Source organism: Planococcus chinensis (genome assembly GCF_042681545.1).
Classification (GTDB): domain Bacteria; phylum Bacillota; class Bacilli; order Bacillales_A; family Planococcaceae; genus Planococcus; species Planococcus chinensis.
On the sequence record NZ_JBHUFW010000004.1, the window covers coordinates 326,491 to 347,793 of the forward strand.

General features: G+C 53.0%; 24 protein-coding genes. All 24 read left to right on the forward strand.

All coding sequences use genetic code 11. The annotated features are described in order from the left end of the window. The first annotated feature begins 15 nt into the window (after nucleotides 1-15). The 24 genes from fliF to ACFSDB_RS04070 all read left to right on the forward strand — a co-directional run bounded on the left by fliF (nucleotide 16) and on the right by ACFSDB_RS04070 (nucleotide 21,283). A complete protein-coding gene (fliF, locus tag ACFSDB_RS03955) occupies nucleotides 16-1,653 on the forward strand; it encodes a flagellar basal-body MS-ring/collar protein FliF (protein WP_204890881.1) in 1,638 nt (545 codons plus the stop codon). 11 nt (nucleotides 1,654-1,664) lie between these two features. Beyond that, nucleotides 1,665-2,681: a flagellar motor switch protein FliG gene (gene fliG, locus ACFSDB_RS03960; protein ID WP_204890880.1), complete on the forward strand. Its 1,017-nt coding sequence runs from the start codon at nucleotides 1,665-1,667 to the stop codon at nucleotides 2,679-2,681. After that, nucleotides 2,674-3,468, forward strand: coding sequence for a FliH/SctL family protein (locus tag ACFSDB_RS03965; RefSeq protein WP_204890879.1), 795 nt, complete (start codon nucleotides 2,674-2,676; stop codon nucleotides 3,466-3,468). The genes fliG and ACFSDB_RS03965 overlap by 8 nt, the downstream gene beginning before the upstream one ends. After that, nucleotides 3,452-4,768: a flagellar protein export ATPase FliI gene (gene fliI, locus ACFSDB_RS03970; RefSeq protein ID WP_204890878.1), complete on the forward strand. Its 1,317-nt coding sequence runs from the start codon at nucleotides 3,452-3,454 to the stop codon at nucleotides 4,766-4,768. The genes ACFSDB_RS03965 and fliI overlap by 17 nt, the downstream gene beginning before the upstream one ends. Nucleotides 4,769-4,771: 3 nt before the next feature. Further along, on the forward strand, nucleotides 4,772-5,239 hold the full coding sequence (gene fliJ, locus ACFSDB_RS03975; protein ID WP_204890877.1) for a flagellar export protein FliJ: 468 nt from the start codon (nucleotides 4,772-4,774) through the stop codon (nucleotides 5,237-5,239). Continuing rightward, the gene (locus ACFSDB_RS03980) at nucleotides 5,236-6,564 is read left to right on the forward strand and encodes a flagellar hook-length control protein FliK (protein ID WP_204890876.1); all 1,329 of its coding nucleotides are present in this window, start codon (nucleotides 5,236-5,238) and stop codon (nucleotides 6,562-6,564) included. Before fliJ ends, ACFSDB_RS03980 begins: the two co-directional genes overlap by 4 nt. 19 nt (nucleotides 6,565-6,583) lie before the next feature. Then, complete coding sequence (gene flgD, locus ACFSDB_RS03985) at nucleotides 6,584-7,045, forward strand: flagellar hook assembly protein FlgD (protein ID WP_204890875.1); 462 nt, start codon at nucleotides 6,584-6,586, stop codon at nucleotides 7,043-7,045. Nucleotides 7,046-7,084: 39 nt separating this feature from the next. Then, nucleotides 7,085-7,879: a flagellar basal-body rod protein FlgF gene (gene flgF / locus ACFSDB_RS03990; protein ID WP_204890874.1), complete on the forward strand. Its 795-nt coding sequence runs from the start codon at nucleotides 7,085-7,087 to the stop codon at nucleotides 7,877-7,879. Between the two features lie 45 nt (nucleotides 7,880-7,924). Beyond that, nucleotides 7,925-8,140: a flagellar FlbD family protein gene (locus tag ACFSDB_RS03995; protein ID WP_204890873.1), complete on the forward strand. Its 216-nt coding sequence runs from the start codon at nucleotides 7,925-7,927 to the stop codon at nucleotides 8,138-8,140. Between the two features lie 14 nt (nucleotides 8,141-8,154). Beyond that, complete coding sequence (fliM, locus tag ACFSDB_RS04000) at nucleotides 8,155-9,132, forward strand: flagellar motor switch protein FliM (RefSeq protein WP_204890872.1); 978 nt, start codon at nucleotides 8,155-8,157, stop codon at nucleotides 9,130-9,132. A 1-nt stretch (nucleotide 9,133) separates the two neighbouring features. Beyond that, a complete protein-coding gene (gene fliN / locus ACFSDB_RS04005) occupies nucleotides 9,134-10,186 on the forward strand; it encodes a flagellar motor switch protein FliN (protein ID WP_204890871.1) in 1,053 nt (350 codons plus the stop codon). 26 nt (nucleotides 10,187-10,212) lie between these two features. Further along, complete coding sequence (locus tag ACFSDB_RS04010) at nucleotides 10,213-10,833, forward strand: flagellar biosynthetic protein FliO (protein WP_377339199.1); 621 nt, start codon at nucleotides 10,213-10,215, stop codon at nucleotides 10,831-10,833. Beyond that, nucleotides 10,830-11,519 (forward strand): flagellar type III secretion system pore protein FliP, encoded by a 690-nt coding sequence (fliP, locus tag ACFSDB_RS04015; protein WP_204890870.1) that lies wholly within the window; start codon nucleotides 10,830-10,832, stop codon nucleotides 11,517-11,519. The genes ACFSDB_RS04010 and fliP overlap by 4 nt, the downstream gene beginning before the upstream one ends. A gap of 497 nt (nucleotides 11,520-12,016) precedes the next feature. After that, nucleotides 12,017-12,286, forward strand: a complete 270-nt coding sequence (gene fliQ / locus ACFSDB_RS04020; protein WP_204890869.1) for a flagellar biosynthesis protein FliQ — start codon at nucleotides 12,017-12,019, stop codon at nucleotides 12,284-12,286. A gap of 3 nt (nucleotides 12,287-12,289) precedes the next feature. Next, nucleotides 12,290-13,069: a flagellar biosynthetic protein FliR gene (gene fliR, locus ACFSDB_RS04025; protein ID WP_204890868.1), complete on the forward strand. Its 780-nt coding sequence runs from the start codon at nucleotides 12,290-12,292 to the stop codon at nucleotides 13,067-13,069. A gap of 2 nt (nucleotides 13,070-13,071) precedes the next feature. Beyond that, on the forward strand, nucleotides 13,072-14,160 hold the full coding sequence (flhB, locus tag ACFSDB_RS04030) for a flagellar biosynthesis protein FlhB (RefSeq protein WP_204890867.1): 1,089 nt from the start codon (nucleotides 13,072-13,074) through the stop codon (nucleotides 14,158-14,160). A gap of 22 nt (nucleotides 14,161-14,182) precedes the next feature. Next, nucleotides 14,183-16,243, forward strand: coding sequence for a flagellar biosynthesis protein FlhA (flhA, locus tag ACFSDB_RS04035; protein WP_204890866.1), 2,061 nt, complete (start codon nucleotides 14,183-14,185; stop codon nucleotides 16,241-16,243). Next, nucleotides 16,240-17,382, forward strand: coding sequence for a flagellar biosynthesis protein FlhF (gene flhF, locus ACFSDB_RS04040; protein ID WP_204890865.1), 1,143 nt, complete (start codon nucleotides 16,240-16,242; stop codon nucleotides 17,380-17,382). The genes flhA and flhF overlap by 4 nt, the downstream gene beginning before the upstream one ends. Next, nucleotides 17,375-18,232 (forward strand): MinD/ParA family protein, encoded by an 858-nt coding sequence (locus ACFSDB_RS04045; RefSeq protein ID WP_204890864.1) that lies wholly within the window; start codon nucleotides 17,375-17,377, stop codon nucleotides 18,230-18,232. The genes flhF and ACFSDB_RS04045 overlap by 8 nt, the downstream gene beginning before the upstream one ends. Nucleotides 18,233-18,266: 34 nt before the next feature. Beyond that, a complete protein-coding gene (locus ACFSDB_RS04050) occupies nucleotides 18,267-19,031 on the forward strand; it encodes a FliA/WhiG family RNA polymerase sigma factor (protein WP_377339589.1) in 765 nt (254 codons plus the stop codon). Nucleotides 19,032-19,045: 14 nt separating this feature from the next. Beyond that, nucleotides 19,046-19,486, forward strand: a complete 441-nt coding sequence (locus tag ACFSDB_RS04055) for a DUF6115 domain-containing protein (protein ID WP_204890863.1) — start codon at nucleotides 19,046-19,048, stop codon at nucleotides 19,484-19,486. A 6-nt stretch (nucleotides 19,487-19,492) separates the two neighbouring features. Beyond that, entirely contained in the window at nucleotides 19,493-19,939 is a 447-nt protein-coding gene (locus ACFSDB_RS04060) for a YaaR family protein (RefSeq protein WP_377339204.1), read from the forward strand. A 22-nt stretch (nucleotides 19,940-19,961) separates the two neighbouring features. After that, nucleotides 19,962-20,312: a PilZ domain-containing protein gene (locus ACFSDB_RS04065; RefSeq protein ID WP_204890861.1), complete on the forward strand. Its 351-nt coding sequence runs from the start codon at nucleotides 19,962-19,964 to the stop codon at nucleotides 20,310-20,312. 479 nt (nucleotides 20,313-20,791) lie between these two features. Continuing rightward, complete coding sequence (locus ACFSDB_RS04070) at nucleotides 20,792-21,283, forward strand: VanZ family protein (protein ID WP_204890860.1); 492 nt, start codon at nucleotides 20,792-20,794, stop codon at nucleotides 21,281-21,283. The last annotated feature ends 20 nt before the right edge of the window (nucleotides 21,284-21,303 follow it).

Genomic DNA, 21,303 nt, shown 5'->3' on the forward strand with positions numbered 1-21,303 from the left:
AAGGATGGAGCATAAATGAAAGAAAAGATAACTGTATACCGTGCAAAGGTGAAAGAGTCGTGGGAGAAGTTTCCGAAGGCGACGAAATGGATCATCGCCGGCTCTTTGATCGGGACGGTCCTCTTGCTGTCGATTTTTACGTTCTTGAACTCGCGGACCGACTATGCGGTGCTGTATTCCGACCTGTCGGCTTCCGAAGCGGGAGAAATCAAGGCGGCGATTGAGGAGCAGGGGATTCCGGTCGAAGTATCGGCGGATTCGAAGATCATCAGTGTGCCGAAGGAGAACGTCTCGGATTTGAAAGTTAGCTTGGCAGCTGACGGCATTCCGCAAAGCGGCAATGTGAACTACAGCATTTTCAGCGAAAACATGGGGCTTGGCATGACCGACCGCCATTTTGATGTCGTGGAGCGCGATGCAATGCAGAACGAATTGTCGAACCTTGTTAAACAGATCGACGGCGTCGAGGATGCGAATGTCATGATCACGCTGCCGAAAGAAAACGTCTGGATCACCGACGAAGAACAAGTGGCGACAGCTTCGGTCGTTGTGCAGGGCGCTCCGGCGTTCCAGCTCGACCAGAAGCAGATCAACGGTTTGTACCATTTGATCAGCAAAAGTGTGCCGAACCTGCCGGCTGACCAGATTGTCATCATGAACCAGAACGGCCAGGTATTTGAAGCGCTTGAGGAAAACCAGCTTGACACGACGCTGTCGGTTTACCAGCAGCAGCGCGAAATCCAGAAAGACATTGAAAAAGATATCCAGCGCCAGCTGCAGCAGATGCTCGGCATGACGATGGGACAGGATAAAGTGATCGTTTCCGTGATGACCAGCATGGATTTCACTAAAGAGAAACGCGAAGAGAATCTGGTCGAAGCGGTTAATGAAGACGGCACCGGCCTTGACCTCAGCGTCGAGCGCATTGTCGAGACCTATAAAAGCGAAGGTGCCGGATTGGATGCAGCAGCCGGCGTCGGCGAGACGGAAATTGCAAATGATCCGGCCACGTATCCTGCCGGAGACGGCGGCTCGAGCGAATCGGAGCGGACGGAAGAACGTATCAACCGCGAAGTCAACCGCATCAACAAACAGATCGAGATGAGCCCATATGTCATCGATGACATCACGATCAATGTCGGTGTGGAGCCGCCGGTGCCAACGGATCCGGGTAGTCTTTCACCGGAAAACGTTGCAGATATCCGGAATTTATTGCGCAATACAGTGGCTACGACGCTCAGCATGAACGGAACAGAAGTGGCGGAAGAAGACCTGAACAACCGGATTTCCGTATTTGCGACCGAGTTCAAAGGCAAACCGGAATTGGTCGTTGAAGAGCCGACGCCGACATGGTGGACGGTGCTTCCGGCAAGCCTGATGTGGATCATCGGGGGAAGCCTGGCAGTCCTGGTGATCGGGCTCGTTGTATTCCTGTTGATGCGCCGCAAGAAGCGCGAAGAGTTGGAAGAGGAGTTCGAGTTCAGCATGTATGAAAATCAAATGCCTGGCACCCGCATTGATGAAATAGAGGAAATCGACTTGTCGGAATTGACAGCGAAGTCGAATCCGAAACGCAAAACGATTGAAAAACTTGCCAAGGAGCGGCCGGAAGATTTTGCGAAATTATTGCGCACGTGGATGGCTGAAGAATAGGAGAGTGGCTCATGTCTAAACAACGCATGAAAGGGTTGACCGGCATTCAGAAAGTCGCCGTGCTGCTAGTAGGGCTCGGACCGGAAGTGTCGGTCGAGATCTTCAAGCAGCTGAGTGAACCTGAAATCGACCAATTGACGCTCGAGATTTCGAACGTGCGCCAATTGAAGAACAGCCAGACCGAACAAGTGATGAATGAATTTTACGGCATGATCCTCGGGCAGGACTTCATGAATGAAGGCGGGCTGGATTATGCGAAAGATATATTGGAAAAAGCACTAGGCAAGGACCGCGCGCTCGAGACGATCGGCCGTTTAACGAGCCGATTGGAAGTGAAGCCGTTCAGCTTCGCACGAAAAGCGGATCCGAACCAGATCCTTGCTGTCTTGCAGCATGAACATGCACAGACCATCGCACTCGTGCTGTCGTACTTGGATCCGAAACAGGCGTCGCAGATCATTTCGCAGCTCGCTCCGGCGAAGCAGGCGGAAGTTGCGCGCCGCATTGCCTTGATGGAAAGCACATCGCCGGAAGTCATCCACCAAGTGGAACAGATACTGGAGCGCAAATTATCAGCAACCGGCTCGTCGGATTACACAGCGACCGGCGGCGTCGAAGCCATTGTCAAAGTGCTCAGCAAAGTCGACCGCGGCACCGAGAAGTCGATTCTCGCGGAACTCGAAATCGAATCTCCGGACCTCGTCGAAGAAATCAAGAAGCGCATGTTTGTCTTTGAAGACATCGTCCTCTTGGATGCCCGCACGATTCAGCGCATCATCCGCGAAGTGCAGGACGGCGATCTGATCTACGCTTTGAAAGTCGCGAACGAAGACGTCAAAGAAGGCATCTACCGCAACATCTCGACGCGCCGGGCGGACGCCATCAAAGAAGAGATCGAATCGATGGGCCCTGTCAAGCTGAAGGACGTCGAAACCGCACAGACGAACATTGTTGCGTTAGTCCGCAGCCTCGAAGAAAAAGGCGAAATCACAGTTGCGCGCGGTGAAGGGGAGGAAATGATTGTCTAATATCATTCGTTTCCAAGACACCGCCACGTTCGAGAAGAAAATCATCGGCACGCGCAAGATTGAAAATAAAAGCAAGCACACCGAAACCGTTGAAATCGATCCGATCCAGCTAAAGCAGTCACTTCTGCAGGAAATCAATTCATTGCAGGCGCAGCGTGAAGAACTGGTATCGGCTTTAAAGGCCGAAGAACAATCGGCGCGCGAAGCGATCGAAGCCTGGCGCGAATCGGAGCGGGAAGAAGCGAAAGCGGAAGCGGAACACATCTACAAGCAAGCTTCCGAACTCGGCTATTCCGCCGGATTCGACCAAGGCCAAAAGCAGGCGGAAGAAGAATTCCGGCAGGCCCGCGAAGACATGCAGCGATTGATCGAAACGGCTTACGAAGAAAAAACGAAAATCATCCAGGACGCAGAACCCTTCCTATTGGCCTTAAGCGTCCGAATTGCTGAGAAAGTATTGAAAAAGGAATTAAAGCAGCACGACGACCAGCTTTTGAACATCGTCCAGCGCGCATTGAAGCGCGTCGAGGAAGCGGAAGACGTGGTCATGCAGGTGTCGCTTGAAGACTACCCGATCATCCTGCCATTCCTTGATGAACTGAAAACATACATCCGGGCAGATTCAGAATTGAAATTGGTGCCTGTCATGAACCTGGCAAAAGGCGGGTGCATGATCCATACGGCGAGCGGCTCATATGACGTCACCGTCGACAGCCAGCTGGAAGAAATCAAACGCCAGATGCTTGCCCATTGCGAGGAGAAGACCATCCATGAACCTTCAAACTGATGAATACCTGGAATTGATACGGGAAATGGAACCGGTGAAAAAGCACGGCAAAGTGATCCAGGTGATCGGCCTGACAATTGAGTCGAAAGGGCCGTATGCCAAAATCGGCGAACTTTGCCTCTTATATCCGAACCATTACGAACGCCCGATCGAAGCGGAAGTGGTCGGCTTCAAGGAGAACAAGATCCTCCTGATGCCGCTGCAGGACCTGTCGCAAGTCGGTCCCGGATGTCTGGTCGTTGCGACCGGCGTGCCGCTGCAGATTAAAGTCGGCCCGTCGATTCTCGGAAAAATACTGGACGGCACGGGCAAGCCGCTTGATGAAAGCACATTGCCGTCAGGCCTCACGAAATACTCGACGAACAACATGCCGCCGAATCCGTTGAAACGGCCGCGCATCATGCGTCCGCTTGAAGTGGGCGTAAGGGCGATCGATGGTTTATTGACCGTCGGACAAGGGCAGCGAATCGGCGTATTCGCCGGAAGCGGCGTCGGGAAAAGCACGCTGCTCGGTATGATTGCCCGCAACACCGAAGCCGATATCAACGTCATCGCGCTCATCGGCGAGCGGGGGCGGGAAGTGCGAGATTTTATTGAACGCGACCTCGGGCCCGAAGGCTTGAAGAAATCCGTTGTCATCGCAGCGACATCCGACCAGACGCCGCTCCAGCGCATCAAAGGCGCGTTGACTGCAACCGCGATCGCGGAGTATTTCCGCGACCAGGGCAAGAACGTCATGCTCATGATGGACTCGGTCACGCGGTTCGCAATGGCGCAGCGCGAAGTCGGGCTCGCTGTCGGCGAGCCGCCGACGAGCAAAGGCTACACGCCGAGCGTATTCGCGCTCCTGCCGAAATTGCTCGAGCGCTCCGGTACCTCGAATAAAGGCTCGATCACCGCATTTTACACGGTGCTCGTCGACGGCGACGACATGAACGAGCCGATCGCCGATGCGGTGCGCGGAATTCTCGACGGCCACATCGTCCTCGATCGTAAGATTGCGCAAAAAGGGCAGTTCCCGGCGATCAACATCATGTCGAGCGTCAGCCGCGTTATGCACGACGTCGTCTCGGAAGAACACCATAAGGCATCGGTCGAATTCAAACGGCTGCTGTCAGCGTATGACGCCTCGGAAGATTTGATCAATATCGGCGCTTATAAAAGCGGCGCGAACAAAGAGATAGACGACGCCATCCGTTCCTATCCGCTGATCAAGGAATACCTGCAGCAGGATATATACGAAAAAACCAAGCTGGAAGAAAGCGTCGACCGGCTATCCGCACAATTTGGGGGAGTGTAGAACATGACACAATTCAATTTCCGGTTCCAGAAAATACTCGATCTAAAAGAAAACGAAAAAGGCTTTGCACAAATCCAAATGGCGGATGCCATCAAACAGCAGGAAGCGGGCTACCTGCGGAATGAGGCGATCTATAAAAAGATCATCGACGCCGAACACCTGGTAAAAGCGAAGCAGGAAGACGGAGTCAACATCTCCGAACTCCGCATGCTCGTCAATTACATCCAGCAGCTCCAGGAGCAATTGCTGGCTTCAAACCGCGAACTCGAGCTCCTGCAGAGCAATGTTGCCCGCACGCAGAACCAGCTGCAGCGCAAAGCCCAGGAAGAAAAGACATGGGACAACCTGAAGCAGCAGAAGCATTCGCAGTTTGTCGAACAGGCGAAAACGACGGAACAGAACTTTTTTGACGAATTGGCGAGCACCCGGTTCTACCGTACGAGCCAAGCCGCCATCGCAGAAAGAGGGTGAGTCCGATCGATGCATTGAAAACGACAGGATCGGCTGCGGTAAAGCACGTTGGCCCAACCGCCAAAGTGAAAACCGAAACCCCGCCTGAGACCGGTGCTTTCTCGAAGCTGCTTTCTTCAGTAAGCAATGAAGAAAACGCACAAGAACTTGCAGCACCAGCCGAATTGCTGGCGAAACTTGAAGAAGCACTCGAATCACTGGGCGCGATTCCCCTTGAGGAACTGCCGCCAGAACAGCAGGAATTGCTCGCTGCCATGATTGAGTTGCTGACGCTTCAAACTGCCCAGCAGAAAATTGGAATGGCGGGGCAAAACCCCGATTATGTAAAACCTGAAACAGGAAGTCCGGCTCAAAACGGCCCGGCAACTGAGAATCAAGCTGTGAATATGCAGCTCCAGCAGAAAATGGTGGAATTGATGCACCAGATTGCTCAGAAAGTGCAAGATCTGCAATCAAACACTAACAAAGAATTCGCCGTTGTCCCTATTTTTATGGGGGTCGAAAAGGAATATATTTTAAATGAGCCAAAAAAAGTTAATGAATCCATAAAAATCCTTCAAGAAGTCGTAGCTGACCTTGAAAAAGGGCATGCGCAAGAAGGGCATGCAGCTGCGGCAAAAATCCTCGGTGAAGCCGGCGATGGGCTGAAAACGGCGGCAGGGATTGCCGCTGCACTTGAATCCGCTTTGCCGGTTTCGAAGATGGAAAGTCCACCGGTGAACCACTTACGCATGCAGACAGAGCAAGCCGAGCTGCAGACATCGGAAGCGCCGGCGGTCCGGGTGGAAGTAGTTCAAGCGGAAACGCCGGCTGCCCCGCTGGAGGCACCGAAAGCTATCCAGCCATCTGCACGCACGGAAGCTCCGGCTCCGACAGTTCGCATGACGAACTTGGCGGATGACCTTTCCGGCATTATGAAAAACACCATAAAGCTCACCGGCAGCGGTGAGAATGCCCAAATCAAAGTCAGCATCTTCCCGGAACACCTCGGGCATCTCGAAATCCGCCTGAGTACGGTCGACGGCAAGATGGCCGCGCAGATTTTCACCAGCAACCTGGTGGCGAAGGAAGCGCTCGATCTGCAGGTCTACCAGCTCAGAAACTCGCTGGTCCAGCAAGGCATCACCGTGGACCGGATCGAAATCAGCCAGCAAGGAACGGGAACGAATTTCAATCAGCAAAGCGAGCAACGCTTCGCACAGCAGCAACAGAAGCAACAGGCACCTGCCAAAAACGGCTACCAGCGGCTCCAAGAGGAAACGGCGGCATTCGTTCGCCCAGCCCCTTCAGCCGGCACGGTGATGTCGGTCGATTATACAATTTAACCAGGGAAGGAATGTTCCGATGAACGTCAGCAATTCCAACGCAGCCCTCATGCAGACCGCACAGACGGCAAAAACCGGTGCGGAAAGCACGCTCGGCAAAGACGCGTTCCTCAAAATCCTCGTCACCCAGATGAAAAACCAGAACCCGCTCGAACCGCTGAAAGACACTGAGTTCATCGGGCAGATGGCGCAGTTCAGCTCGCTCGAACAATTGACCAACCTGAACACGACGATGACCGCATTCGTCGGCGGGAAAGGGACAGGGTCGCTTGCCGACCACGCGAACCTGATCGGCAATAAAATCTTCTGGGAACGCGGCGAAGGGGAAACTGCCGAATCCGGCGAAGGCCTCGTCAAAGCGATCGCCATGAAGAACGGCGAAATCATCGTCGAGCTCGAAGACGGCGCTAAACTTCCAATCAATACGATTCAACGCATCGAAAAATATACAGGTGAAACCAACGGACTACAGACCGTCTGATCCAAAGGATCAGGCCGGTACACGAAAGGGGAAAATCAAATGTTACGTTCAATGTATTCAGGTGTTTCAGGCATGAAAGGCTTCCAGACCAAACTCGACGTCATCGGGAACAATATCGCCAACGTCAACACAATCGGCTTCAAGAAAAGCACCATCAACTTCCAGGACCTGCTCAGCCAGAACATGTCAGGGAGCGGCGTGAATCCGATGCAAGTCGGACTCGGCGTGCAGACTTCGGCCGTCAATGTGATCCATACACCAGGGTCAGCGATGACGACGGGTGTCGGAACGGATTTGGCGATCATGGGGGACGGGTTCTTTGTGGTACAAGATCCAAATGCTACTGGCGCTGCAGGTCGCTATTTAACCCGAGCAGGCAACTTTGTGGTTGATGCTCAAGGAGACTTAGTAACCACTCAAGGATATAGCGTTTTAAGCAGCACCGGGAATCCTATCAAAATCGATCCTGCATTATATGATTCTTTTAATATAACGCGAGATGGTCAGGTTTGGGTCACTCCTAAAGGTGGCGGGGCGGAAACTAAATTGACTGATGGGCTAATTGGAATATCTAATCCACCAAACCCAACGGGTCTCCGGAAATTTGGAGGTTCTTTGTACGAAATGACCGCAGCGGCGGGTGGTACAACAAATCCTTCTACTGCTGCAGCTGCCACGTCCATGATCTCCGCCGGCATGCTCGAAATGTCGAACGTCGACTTGACGGAAGAATTCACGGAAATGATTGTCGCGCAGCGCGGCTTCCAGGCGAACTCACGGACCATCACAACTTCGGATGAAATCTTGCAGGAAGTCGTCAACTTGAAACGATAAGGGAGGGACAGGCTGAAAGCGCCTAGCGCGTTTTCAGCTGTTTACATGATTCAACTGACAAGATTGAACCAGACGCCGTTCACTTTGAACGCCATCTATATCGAACGGATCGAATCAACGCCCGATACGATGGTGACACTGATGTCCGGCAAGAAAGTGCACGTACTTGAACCGGTCGACGAAGTCGCCGACAAGATCACCGCCTATTATCAGAAGATCAACATACTGCCGAGCCTGCAGCACCCGAACTGGGCTGAATGAAAGGAGGGACCCCGATGGAAAATCAATTGACCGATGAAAATCTCGAAGCGATTCTTTCAACGCTTCAGCAAAATGCGCCGGCAGCGGCGCCAGTGATGCGGGAACGGAGAGTGCAGACCTACGATTTCAAAAAAGCGCTGCGCTTCTCGCAGGACCAGATCCGGACGCTAACGCGCATCCATGAAAACTACGCGCGCCTGTTGACTTCTTATCTGTCGACGCTCCTCCGGACATACGTGCAGATTTCGGTCGCGTCGGTCGAGCAGTTCACGTATGAAGAATTTGTCCGCAACGTACAGAAAAAATCCATCCTGGGCGTCATCAAAGCCCCTCCTCTCACCGGGAGCCTCCTGATGGAATTTTCGCCGGACGTCACCTATATCATGCTCGACCGGATGCTCGGCGGACAAGGCATGAGCAAACCGGCGATGAATGATTTGACCGAGATCGAGATGAGCGTCATCGAACGCGTCTTCATCAACGCGCTCAGCAGTTTCCAAGAAGCCTGGGCCTCAGTCATCAAGCTGTCGCCGGAGCTGAAGGAAGTGGAAGTGAACCCCCAGTTCCTCACCACCTCTGCGCCGAATGAAACCGTCATTCTGGTATCTCTGCAGACGAAGATCGGCGACGTCGAAGGCATGATCAATATTTGCCTGCCGCACGTTGTCCTCGAACAGGTCCTGCCGAAACTGTCGGCGCGCCATTGGCTGGCCAATCAGAAAAAAGAGATCGAAAGCCACGAAGCGGTCGCACTCGAACTGAAAGTGCAAAGCACAAAGCTCGACGTGAGGGCAGTTCTCGGAAAATCCTCCATCGACATCAGCGACTTTTTGAACTTGAAGCCGGGTGATGTGATCCGCCTGGACGAATCGTACACCGACCCGGTGACGGTCCTCGTCGACGAAAAACAGAAATTCTTTGCACAGCCCGGCGTCTCCAGAGGCCGTACTGCCATCCAGATCACCGATATCCAGTCAGAAGGGGAAGAATAAGATGAACTTAGACAAATTGTCCCCTGATGAAATCAGCGGCCTTCTTGGCCGGAAGAAAACGGAGGGGAACCCGATGCCCGCAAATTCTTTATTGCCAACCGAAAGAGAAGCGTTGATGGAACTATTGGCCGTATCGCTCGGCGGCTCGTCCAAAGTCCTTTCCGAATTGCTCGGCAAAGGGATCGCCATCTCGCCGCCGGTCCTCGCGGTCAAACAGCGGGAAGACCTTCTGTCTGCTGGCGACTCGCCGTTTTTCGTCGTCCTTGGCGAATACACCGGCGATGTGAGCGGCATCCAGATTCTCTCGATTCAAAAAGAAGATGTCCAGCGGCTGGTGCAGTCGATCCAGCCCGGCAGCGATGCAGAAGACATGGAGAAGCAATTCCAGGTGCTGCAGCAAGTGGTCGAAGGGATGTTCACATCCGTATCAAAATCGATGGCGATGGTGCTGGAGCAGGACGTAGCCTATTCGCTTTCGGGAATGGACGTTGTCGACAAACAGCAGGATTTTCCGATTGCCAAATTCACCAGCGAAGAGTGGTTTTTAGAAGCTGCCTTCCATGTGAAAGTGGACAATTCAAAACCAGCCAGCTTCGAACTGGGCATCCCGGTCGGGTTGGCGAAGCAAATGGCAGGGGTTCTGATCGAAGAACCTGATTACGCGGAGGAGACACAAACTATGGAATTCCAAACGAACAACCAAACCACAACTGAACCGAAAAAGAATGAGTCGCCGAACATCCAGTCGGTCCAGTTCTCGAGCTTTGACGACACATCGTCCGTGCAGGGCGAACCGAACAACCTGAACATGCTGCTGGATATCCCGCTGCAAGTGACAGTGGAGCTCGGCCGCACCAAGCGGATGGTCAAGGAAATCTTGAACGTGTCGCACGGCTCAATCATCGAGCTCGACAAACTGGCGGGGGAGCCCGTTGACATCCTTATCAACAATAAAGTCATCGCAGTCGGAGAAGTGGTCGTCATCGACGAAAACTTCGGCGTCCGTGTCACGGACATCCTCAGCACAGCCGACCGCATCTCGAAACTGCGGTAATGCCGGACAGAAGGAGTACACCGAGATTGAGCAGAATAAATTCGCTATCCATCCTCATGATTTTCATTTTCGCCATCGGTTTTGCCGTTTCGGTGCCTGATGCAGCATTTGCAGAACCGAATGTCGCCGACTGGGTCGGCGACAAGGCGCCGGATAAAGAACAGCCGGCCGAAAGCGAAGAAGCGCCGGAAGAGCAGAGCCTCTTCGGCATCATCGCAAAACTCGTATTCTATACGCTTTTGATCCTCGCCATGATTTACGGGCTCATCAAGTTTCTGGCGCTGCGCCAGCAGAAGTTCCAGCCGAACCAAGCGGTCAAGCCTCTGGGCGGCACACCGCTCGGGAATAATAAATCCCTGCAGCTCGTAAAAGTCGGCGGCAAAGTCTTGCTGGTCGGCGTCGGCGACGACATCACGCTCCTCAAGGAATTCGATGATGCAGATGAAATCGGCGCGATCGAAAAGGACCTCGAGAAGCCGCAAACGATGTTCCAAAAACCGGCGTTGAAACTGCCGAACTGGAAAAAGGGCTCAGGCCAGGGCTTTGAGCAATTGTTTGCGCAAAGCTTGAACAAACAGAAACAAAAGCAGGAAGAAATCAAACGCAGCCTGCTGAAGACGGACGGCAAGGAAGGGAATTCGAAATGACGGCAGATTTGCTCCTACTCGTAAATATTCCGGGCATCGATTTCGGCAATGACAACCCGGAAGATGTCGGGGTGACGCTGCAGCTTTTGGCGCTCTTGACCATCCTGTCGATTGCACCGGCCCTGCTCATCCTGATGACCAGCTTCACGCGAATCGTCATCGTCCTGTCATTCGTCCGCACCGGGCTCGGCACCCAGTCGATGCCGCCGAACCAAGTGCTCGTGGGCCTCGCCTTGTTCCTGACGTTCTTCATCATGGCGCCAGTGTTCACCGAGATCAACGAGACCGCGCTCCAGCCGTATCTCGCAGGGGAAGCCACACAGGAAGAAGCGATGGACACGGCCGTTGTGCCAATCAAGCGCTTCATGGCGGAACACACCCGGGAGAAAGACCTGGCCTTGTTCTTCAAATACCAGGAACTCGAAAAGCCTGACAGCATCGAAGAAATTCCGCTCATGTCGCTCATTCCGGCATTCGCCATCAGCGAACTGAAGACCGCGTTCCAGATCGGCTTCGTCATCTTCATCCCGTTCCTGATCATCGACATGGTCGTCGCCAGTACGCTGATGGCGATGGGGATGATGATGCTCCCGCCGGTCATGATCTCACTGCCGTTCAAGATCCTGCTCTTCGTCCTCGTCGACGGCTGGTACCTGATCGTCGAATCGCTGCTTGTGAGTTTTTAGCTTCTCTAAAACTAGTTGAAGTTTACCGGATATTCCGCAAAACAGCTGCGCTTGTGTCGAGCTAACTAAAAACAGGTGCTCCTGCATCGCTGCGCTAACTTCGTCGCAAAGACCAGCCTTCACAGGGGTCGGTCTAGTCTTGGCTATACGCCTGAGTGGATCTCGCCGCTTCGTCGCTACGCTGCTCCCGCAGGCGTCTCTGCTGTTTTGCTCCATATCCTAAATTAAGAATTAAACAATTAGGATTTATTCTTATTAAAATTCAGCAACATATGAATAACCTTGCGCTATTATCATTCATATTCAAGTAGAAGAAAGAGCGGAAGGCGGCGACTCCTGCGGGAAAGCGAAGCAGTCGAGACCCTGGAGTCGCGCAGCGACGAAGCGGCTTGGCGCGAGCCCGCGGAAAGCGTCCGCCTGCAGCGAGTTCTTCATCTTCACCCTTCATTTATTATCATCAAAACAAGATCCATCCCCTCACCGAAAGGAAGAACAAGATGACACCAGACGTAGTGATAAAACTGGCGGAACAATCGATATACATGATCATCATCATTTCCGCGCCGATCCTCTTGATCGCCCTCGGCGTCGGGCTGATCGTCAGCATTTTCCAGGCCATGACACAGATCCAGGAACAGACGCTGGCGTTCGTACCGAAGATCCTTGCGGTGTTCCTGTCGATCGTCATCTTCGGGCCATGGATGCTGACGATGCTGCTGGACTATACGCGTGACCTCTTCCAGCAGCTGCCGCAGCTTATCGGGTAGCGCATGGAACCATTTCTTGCGTCGCTGCCGTATTTACTCCTGGTCCTTGTCCGCATCACCAGTTTCTTCGTCGTCGCGCCGCTGTTCTCCATGAAGGGCGTGCCGAACCACCTGAAGCTCGGATTGGCGGCATTCCTCGCACTCATCGCGTGGTCGAGCCTGGAGACGGGCGAGCCGATTCCGCTCGATGTATATTACGTCGGGATGGTCATCAAGGAATTCGCGGTCGGCATCGCGCTCGGCTTCACGGCCGCGCTCGTGCTCTACACTGTTCAGATTGCCGGGGCGTTCATCGATTTCCAGATGGGTTTTGCCATCGCTTCGGTCATGGACCCGCAGACCGGCACACAGGTGCCGATCATCGGCCATTTCAAGTACATCCTGGCTCTCCTGTTTCTGTTGACGGTCGACGGCCATCACATGATGCTCGACGGCCTCATGCGGAGCCTGCAGGTGTTTCCCGTGGGCACGCTCGAAGTCGCCGCTGAATTTGGCGACATCGCCCAATTTGTCACCAACCTTTTTACGGATATGTTCCTGATTGCGCTGCAGATCGCGCTGCCGATCGTCGGTGCGCTGTTTCTGGTCGATGTGGCGCTTGGGATCCTGGCAAAGACAGTGCCGCAGCTGAACATTTTCGCGGTCGGCTTCCCGCTGAAAATCTTCACCGGCTTTGTGCTGTTGATGTTTTCCATGCCGATCTTCTTCTATATCCTGCAGTCGCTGTTCGAAAAAATCATGGTCAGCATGGGCGACTTGACCCGGCTGCTGGGAGGGGCATGAATATGAAAAACCGATTGTCCCTTGATCTGCAGTTTTTCTCGGGGGAAAAGACCGAGAAAGCGACACCGCAGAAACGCCAGGAATCAAAGCGAAAAGGGCAAGTGGCGAAAAGCGCTGAATTGCCTTCTGCGATGATCATGATCGGCGGCATCCTGCTGCTGAGCTTTCTCGGAAGCTGGATGCTCGACCAGGTGCTCGCGATCTACCGCATCAATTTCACCGAATACATCACCTGGGACTGGACGGAGAAGAACGTCCGGACGCTGTTCGAAGGGATGACGATGAACGCCATGAAGCTGATGGCGCCGATGATGGGTGCCGCAATCGTTTTTGGCATCCTCGGCAATTTCATCCAAGTCGGGGCGATGTTCACCACTGACCCTTTGAAGATGAAACTGGACCGGTTAGACCCGATCCAGGGCGCGAAGCGGATCTTCTCGGTCCGTGCACTGGTCGAACTGGCCAAATCGCTGTTGAAGATCTCTATTATTGGCTTTGCCGCCTTTACGGTGTTATGGGGCGAAAAAGAGGAATTGTTTTTATTGTCCCAAAAGAGCTTGACGGAATCGTTGTCGTTTATCGGCGGGCTGGTCCTGAAGCTTGGCATCACCGCATCCATCATTTTGCTGGTCCTCGCAATCCTTGATTATATGTACCAGAAATACGAATTTGAGAAAAACATCCGGATGTCGAAACAGGACATCAAGGACGAATACAAGAAATCCGAAGGCGATCCGCTGATCAAGCAAAAGATCAAAGAGCGGCAGCGTTCGATGAGCATGAACCGCATGATCCAGGACCTGCCGAATGCGGACGTCCTGATCACCAACCCGACCCACTACGCCATCGCCATCCAGTACGACGCGGAGACGATGGAGGCGCCGAAGGTCATTGCTATGGGCAAAGATCACCTGGCGTTGAAGATCAAGGAGAAAGCGAAAGAGCTCGATATCGTCATTATGGAAAACAAGCCGCTCGCCCGCGCGCTTTATGCACAAGTCGAAGTCGGGGATTCCGTTCCTGAAGACTTGTTTCTCGCGGTCGCAGAGGTTCTCGCATATATCTACCGGTTAAAAGGCAAGATCAGCTGACAATGAGTGAGGAGAAAAACGCATGAAAATCAAAGATTACGCCATCTTAATATCGGTCATCATGATCATCGTCATGATGGTCATCCCTCTCCCTCCACTATTGCTGGATATCTTGATCATGGTCAATTTGAGCATCGCGCTGACGATCATTCTGGTCGCGATGAACACAAAGGAAGCGTTGGAATTCTCCATCTTTCCGACGCTGTTGTTGCTTACCACCTTGTTCCGCCTCGGTTTGAACGTCTCCACGACGCGGTCGATCCTGACGAATCAGACGGGCGGGGAAGTCATTGAGACATTCGGTTCGTTCGTGGTCGGCGGCAGTGCCATCATCGGGATTCTCGTGTTCCTGATCCTTGTCATCATCCAGTTCCTCGTCATCACGAAAGGTTCGGAACGTGTAGCGGAAGTTGCTGCGCGGTTTACGCTCGACTCGATGCCCGGCAAGCAGATGAGCATCGATGCGGATCTTGGAGCGGGGATGATCTCCGACCAGGAAGCGAAAAAACGCCGCGAGAAAGTCGGCCAGGAAGCGGATTTCTACGGCGCCATGGACGGTGCCAGCAAATTCGTCAAAGGGGACGCGATCGCCGGCATCATCATCACGCTGATCAACATCATCGGCGGCTTGATTATCGGGGTCGTTGTCCACGGCTTGCCGTTCGGCGAAGCAGCCCAGCTGTTCACGCTCCTGTCGATCGGCGACGGACTGGTCAGCCAGATTCCGGCATTGCTCATTTCAACAGCAGCCGGCATCGTGGTGACGCGTGCGGTATCCGAAGGCAACCTCGGGACTGACATCACCAAGCAATTGTTCGCCTATCCGAAACTCCTCTATATCGTAGCCGGCACCTTGTCGCTGATAGCGGTCTTTACGCCGATCAACCCGATGCTCGTGCTGCCGGTCGCAGGGCTTGTCGCATACGGCGGCTACGCCATGCAGCAGAACCTGAAAAAAGAAGAAAAGCTGGAAAAGGAAACGTCCGAGAAGAGCCCGGAACTCGAAGGAATGAAGAGCCCGGAAAGCGTCATCGACCTATTGCATGTCGATGCGATCGAATTCGAGTTCGGCTACGGGCTGATCCCGATTGCCGATAAGAACCAAGGAGGCGACCTGCTCGACCGGGTCATCATGATCCGCCGGCAATGCGCCATGGAGCTCGGCATCGTCGTTCCGGTCATCCGGATCCGTGACAACATCCAGCTGCAGCCGAATGAATACATCATCAAGATCAAAGGCAACCGCGTGGCTTCCGGGCAAATCATGCTTGACCATTACTTGGCCATGAGCCCGGGCATCGACGACGAAAGCATCGAAGGCATTCCGACCGTCGAGCCGGCGTTCGGCATGCCGGCGCTCTGGGTCAATGAAGACATGAAAGAAGAAGCGGAAATGTCCGGCTATGCCATCGTCGATCCGCCTTCTGTCGTCTCGACCCATCTGACCGAAGTGATCAAGCGCCATGCGCATGAACTGCTCGGCCGCCAGGAAGTGCGGGCGCTAGTCGAGAATGTGAGGGAAACCTCGCCGGCAGTGGTCGAGGAATTGATTCCGAACCTCATGGCGATCGGCGAAGTACAGAAAGTGCTGATGAAGCTTCTGAAAGAGAAAGTGTCGATCCGGAATTTATTGGCGATCCTCGAAACCTTGGCCGATTTCGCCTCCCAGACAAAAGACACCGACATCTTGACGGAATACGTCCGCCAGGCGTTGTCGCGCCAGATCACGCTGCAATATGCACAGCCATCCCAGGCGCTGCAGGTCTTGACCGCAGGAGCGAGCCTCGAGAAGCGCTTTGCGGAATCGATCCACCGGACGGACCAGGGGACATATTTGTCGATCGACCCCGAAACGTCGCAAGCCATTTTCCAGAACATCTCGGAACAAGCGGCGCAGCTGCAGCAAACCGGCGTCCAGCCCATCTTGCTGACATCGCCCGGCACGCGCATGTATATGCGCCAATTCATCGAACGGTTTGCGCCGGACTTGCCGGTCCTTTCCTATAACGAACTGGAGCCGGATGTTGAAATCCAGAGCGTCGGCGTCGTCAATCTTTCAAGCGGGGCGGTAAATCTATCATGAGACTGAAAACATATATCGTAGACAATGTAGCGGATGCCATTCCTCAGATTAAACGGGACCTGGGCGCGGATGCGCTCATCCTGAGCACCAAAAAAGTCAAAAAGGGCGGCGTGTTCGGGCTTTTCCAAAAAGAGAAACTCGAAGTGATCGCCGCCATCGAATCAAAAGGCATGGAAAAGGTGAAGGGCCAGCCGGCCAACGAACGGCCGGTTCCGGTGTTTGCCGAACCGGAAACCGTTCGGCCACATGCAGCACGCGCAGATGCGGCGGATGAAACCGGCAATTTGATCGCTGAACTGAAAAGCATCAAGCAGTTCATGATGCATGTCATTGAAGAAGACCGGCTGCCGGATGTCTTAAAGCCGCTGAGCGGGCGCTTGGATGAACAAGGCGTGAAAAAGGAAGTACAGTCGGAAATTCTCGCAAAGATGATGGTTGTCTTGGATAAAAATCCTTCAGCGACAGAAGCCGAAATCGGGGAAGCAGCCCGGCTGGAAATCATCCGCATGATCCGCGCTCACCAGAAGGCGCCGTCCGGCCAGAACCCGGATATCGTCTGCTTTATCGGCCCGACCGGCGTCGGCAAAACGACGACGATTGCAAAAATCGCCGCTGATTACTTGCTGCGCGAAGACAAGAAGGTTGGACTGATCACGTCCGACACCTATCGCATTGCAGCGGTCGAGCAATTAAAGACGTACGCCGGCATCCTGAACATTCCGGTGAAAGTCGTGGAATCGTTCGATGACTTGTTGAAGGCCATGGCGGAACTTTCGGACTGCGACATTGTGCTGATGGATACAGCAGGACGCAATTACCAGCAGAAGCAGTATATCGATGACCTCGAAAGCTTGCTGCCGAACCAATCGAACGTCCAAATCAACCTGGTGTTGAGCTTGACCTCGAAATTCGAGGACATGAAGCGCATCATCGACAACTTCAAGACCATCAAGATGGATAATCTGATTTTGACGAAAAAAGATGAAACCAGTTCAGCGGGTGCGATGCTGAACCTGATCTACCGCTACTCGATTCCGGTGCGCTTTATCGCAAACGGCCAGAACGTGCCGGACGACCTGCTCGCGGCCACGCCTGAACTGATTGCAGATTTCGTGTTAGGGGAAAACGGCCATGATTGATCAAGCAAAAGCGCTGCGCGACAAGATGCAGCAAAAAAAAGTGAAAAAAGACCGACGGCCGACGCGCGTCATCGCGGTGACTAGCGGCAAAGGCGGCGTCGGCAAATCCAATTTTGCGCTCAACTTCGCCCTGAGCCTGGTGACGCAAGGCAAGAAAGTGCTGATTTTCGACGTCGACCTTGGATTTGCGAACATCGATGTCCTCCTCGGCCGTTCGCCGGAAGAGACGATTGCGACCATGCTCGACAAAGATCTATCCATTTGGGACATCATCGAAGAAGGCCCGAACGGCTTGCAGTTCATTTCCGGCGGGACGGGATTTGATGAAGTATTCCGGCTCGACGAGGACAAGATGAATAAATTCTTTACCGAACTCAGCCAGCTTCAGGGGCATGTCGATTACATCATCTTGGATACTGGAGCGGGGCTGTCCTACGAAAATCTGCGGTTTATCCTGGCGGCTGACGATGTCATTCTGGTCACGACACCGGAACCGACGTCGATCACCGATGCCTACTCGGTCGTCAAGATGGTCCAGGGCAAAGATCCGAACGTCCATATGAAACTGGTCGTCAACCAGTGCACAAGCGACAAGGAAGGCCGGCAGACCGCGGACAATTTCCAGCAGGTCACCGGAAAGTTCCTCAACAAAGAAATCGGCATGCTCGGGTTTATTCCAAGCGATGCTAGTGTACCAAGTGCCGTGAAAAAGCAGGTGCCGTTCACGATTGCTTATCCGAACAGCCAGGCGGCGCGCGCGATGCAGAAGCTCGCGTTCGATTTTCTTGAACTGCCGGTACCGTACAAACTGGGATTGAAAGGCTTTTTGCTGAAAATCCTTTTCAAATAAATCTGTAAAATAGGTGGTGGAACTCATAGTGGCGATGACAATATCGGAAAACGAACTGAATTATTGGGAAGACTGGAAAACGCATCGCGATTCAGAAGCCGGGAATTTCCTGGTGGAGAAATACTTGCCGCTGGTCGACTTCATTGTCCAGCGCTTCAGCATCAGCCTGCCAAAGACGGTCGACAAGGACGATATCCGCAGCCTCGCCTATGAGGGATTGCTGGACGCCTTCGATAAATTCGACTTGAACAAAGACTTGAAATTTGAGACCTATGCCTCGTGGCGCATCAAAGGGGCGGTCATCGACGGGCTGCGCCAGAGCGACTGGCTGCCGCGGTCGATCCGGGACAAAGTGAAAAAGATCGAGAAGGCCTATATCGAACTCGAACAGCAGCACAATGCCTCGGTGACCGATGAAGAAGTCAGTGCATTTCTTGGCATCACCAAAGCTGAGTTGAATAAAACCGTCTCGGAAGCCGCGCTGTCGGCAATCGTGTCAATTGATGAAACGATCTACGACGACGAATCTGCAGACAAATACAATATCGTCGAAAACGGCATTGCCGCATCGCCGGAGAAGAGCTTCTCGGCCCAAGCTATCAAAGAAGCGCTCGCGCAAGCGGTCGACCGTTTGCCGGAAAAAGAGAAGTTGGTGATTTCGCTCTGCTATTTCGAGGAATTGAAGCTCACGGAAATTGCGGAAGTGCTGAGCGTCAGCGTTTCGCGCGTGTCCCAATTGCATTCGAAAGCGATCCTCCGGCTGCACGCCGCGACGGTCAATACGTACGACCATTATTAAAAAAGGTTCGGGTGATGGATGTGAACGGATTATTGATAGCGCTGCTGGTGTTTTCGGCTTTATTGAACGCCGGAGCGGTCGTGTTTTTCATTAAATGGAATAAAGAACGAGTTTCAGATGTGAATAGTGAAGAATTGCTTATTAGTATTGAAGAATTTGTAAATAATATAGAAAAAAAGAATGATGAACTCTTCCAAAACATGATGGATTATATTAAAGTAAAAGAAAGCGATTTCGAGCAGCGGCTTGCGCTTTTGGAAGAAAAACAGAACTTCCAGATCGAGGAAATTGTCTTGCCCCAAGCCACGGATCCTGCCAAATCGCCGGAAGGCGTGGAAACCTTGTACAAGCAAGGCTTCTCGGCGAAGCAAATCGCCAAAGTATTGGGAATGGAAAACGGCGAAGTCGAACTCGCCATCAACATGCTCAATAAAAAGAAAAGCTATCATAAGTAAAACGGGGTGCTCCATTTGCGGATTGACGGGCATACAACATTCCTGGGCGAACGGATTCAAAAAAGCGCCGGAGAAGCGAAGAACATCGATTCCTTTGCACATGCCATGAAAAAAACACAGGCCAAGCATCAGCTCGACTCACTGAAAGGGCTGCTCGACCGCGTCGATCTGCACGGCCAGAAACTCGCGAAGCAGCGGACGCTGGAAAATTTGATCGCCTACAAAAATACGGTGAAGCAATTTGTCAGTGAAAGCCTCAGCTACGGCCTGCAGCTCACCGATAAGGAAAGCTTCCATCCGAATGGCGGCATGAAAGCCCATCAGCTCGTGGAGATCATTGATGAAAAACTCCTCGAGATCCAGGACGAAGTGCTGAGCAGCGAAAAAGATGGCCTTGAGACACTGGAACTGGTCGGTGAAATCAAAGGCTTGTTGATTAATTTATATATGTAAAACTGAAAACAGGGGGCATGAAATGAACGAGAACCGCCGCGAATTTTTCCGGGTATTTCTCCAAGGCGCTGTCGGCGGCAAAATCGCCATCGGCGGCGGAGAACTCCAGCCGATCGACATTGAAGACATCAGCGTCAAAGGACTGCGTTTTTTATACGAAGAAAATATTCCCATGGATGAAAAAGTCGCTTTCAGCTTCGAAATCCTCGACAAACCGTTCTTCTTGGAAGGCACCATCGTGCGCAAGCAGCAAGTGGGCGACAAGACCGAATACGGCGCCGGCTTTGAAATCGACCAGCCGACCGCTTCGCATTTGTTCAAGCAATTGAATTACTACCAGATCCGCCAACGCAAAGGCGTGCTGGAAGACTAAAGGGCACCCCGGACAATAAGGCTTTAGAAGCCTTGTTGATCGGGGTTTTTGTTTGGGCGTGGGCGAGTTGCCACTTGGACCGCTCGAATTCCCACTTGGAGCCGGTGAGTTGCCACTTGGCTGAAGGAAAGAGGGTTTTTCGCTTTTCGCCTTGGCGAAAAGCATCTTTTGGGCAATCAGGGGTTGGGGCGAATTCCAATCAAGTGGCCCTGAGTTCCAACCAACCAGCTTCGAGTTCCAACCACCCAGCTTCGAATTCCAACCAACCACTCTCGAATTCCAACCACCCAGCTTCGAATTCCAACCAACCACTCTCGAATTCCACCCACCTCCCTGCATTCGCAAGAATTCCCATGCCATCTTCAAAGAAAACACCTTTTCTATTTCCCACTTTGGCTTGTGCCATCCCTTCCATTAAATGCTATAATAACAATTACGGAAAAATGGCCGGAAAACTTCTCCATAAAGGAACGAATCCAATGAATCAAAAGAAAACAATCGCCTGGGGGGCGGTGATCGCATGGATGGCGCTGATCTTCTTCCTGTCCCACCAGCCCGCGGACATCTCGAGCACCATGAGTTCTGGGATTGCGGAAAAAATAAAAGCCGTCATCGAAACGACGGCGCCGGCAGCAGGCATCGATGCAGATTTCCTCCATACGTTCGTCCGCAAGAATGCTCATTTTTTTGCGTACCTGATTTTGGGCACACTCATTTTTTATGCCATGCGGCAATCAGGAGTGCACGTGCTGCGCGGAGCGTTGATGGCATTCGGCTTTGCTGTGCTCTACGCGGTTTCGGATGAAACGCATCAATTGTTCATCGCAGGCCGGAGCGGGGAAGTGCGCGATGTTTTCATTGACAGCGCCGGTGCCGCAGCAGGGATCGGAATTTATTTCCTTATAGCGAAAATGCGCCGCCTCACCAGCCTTTCTGCCAGGCGGGACAGGCTCCAAGAGACAAACGAATGACAAAAAGCGCCCAAGATGAA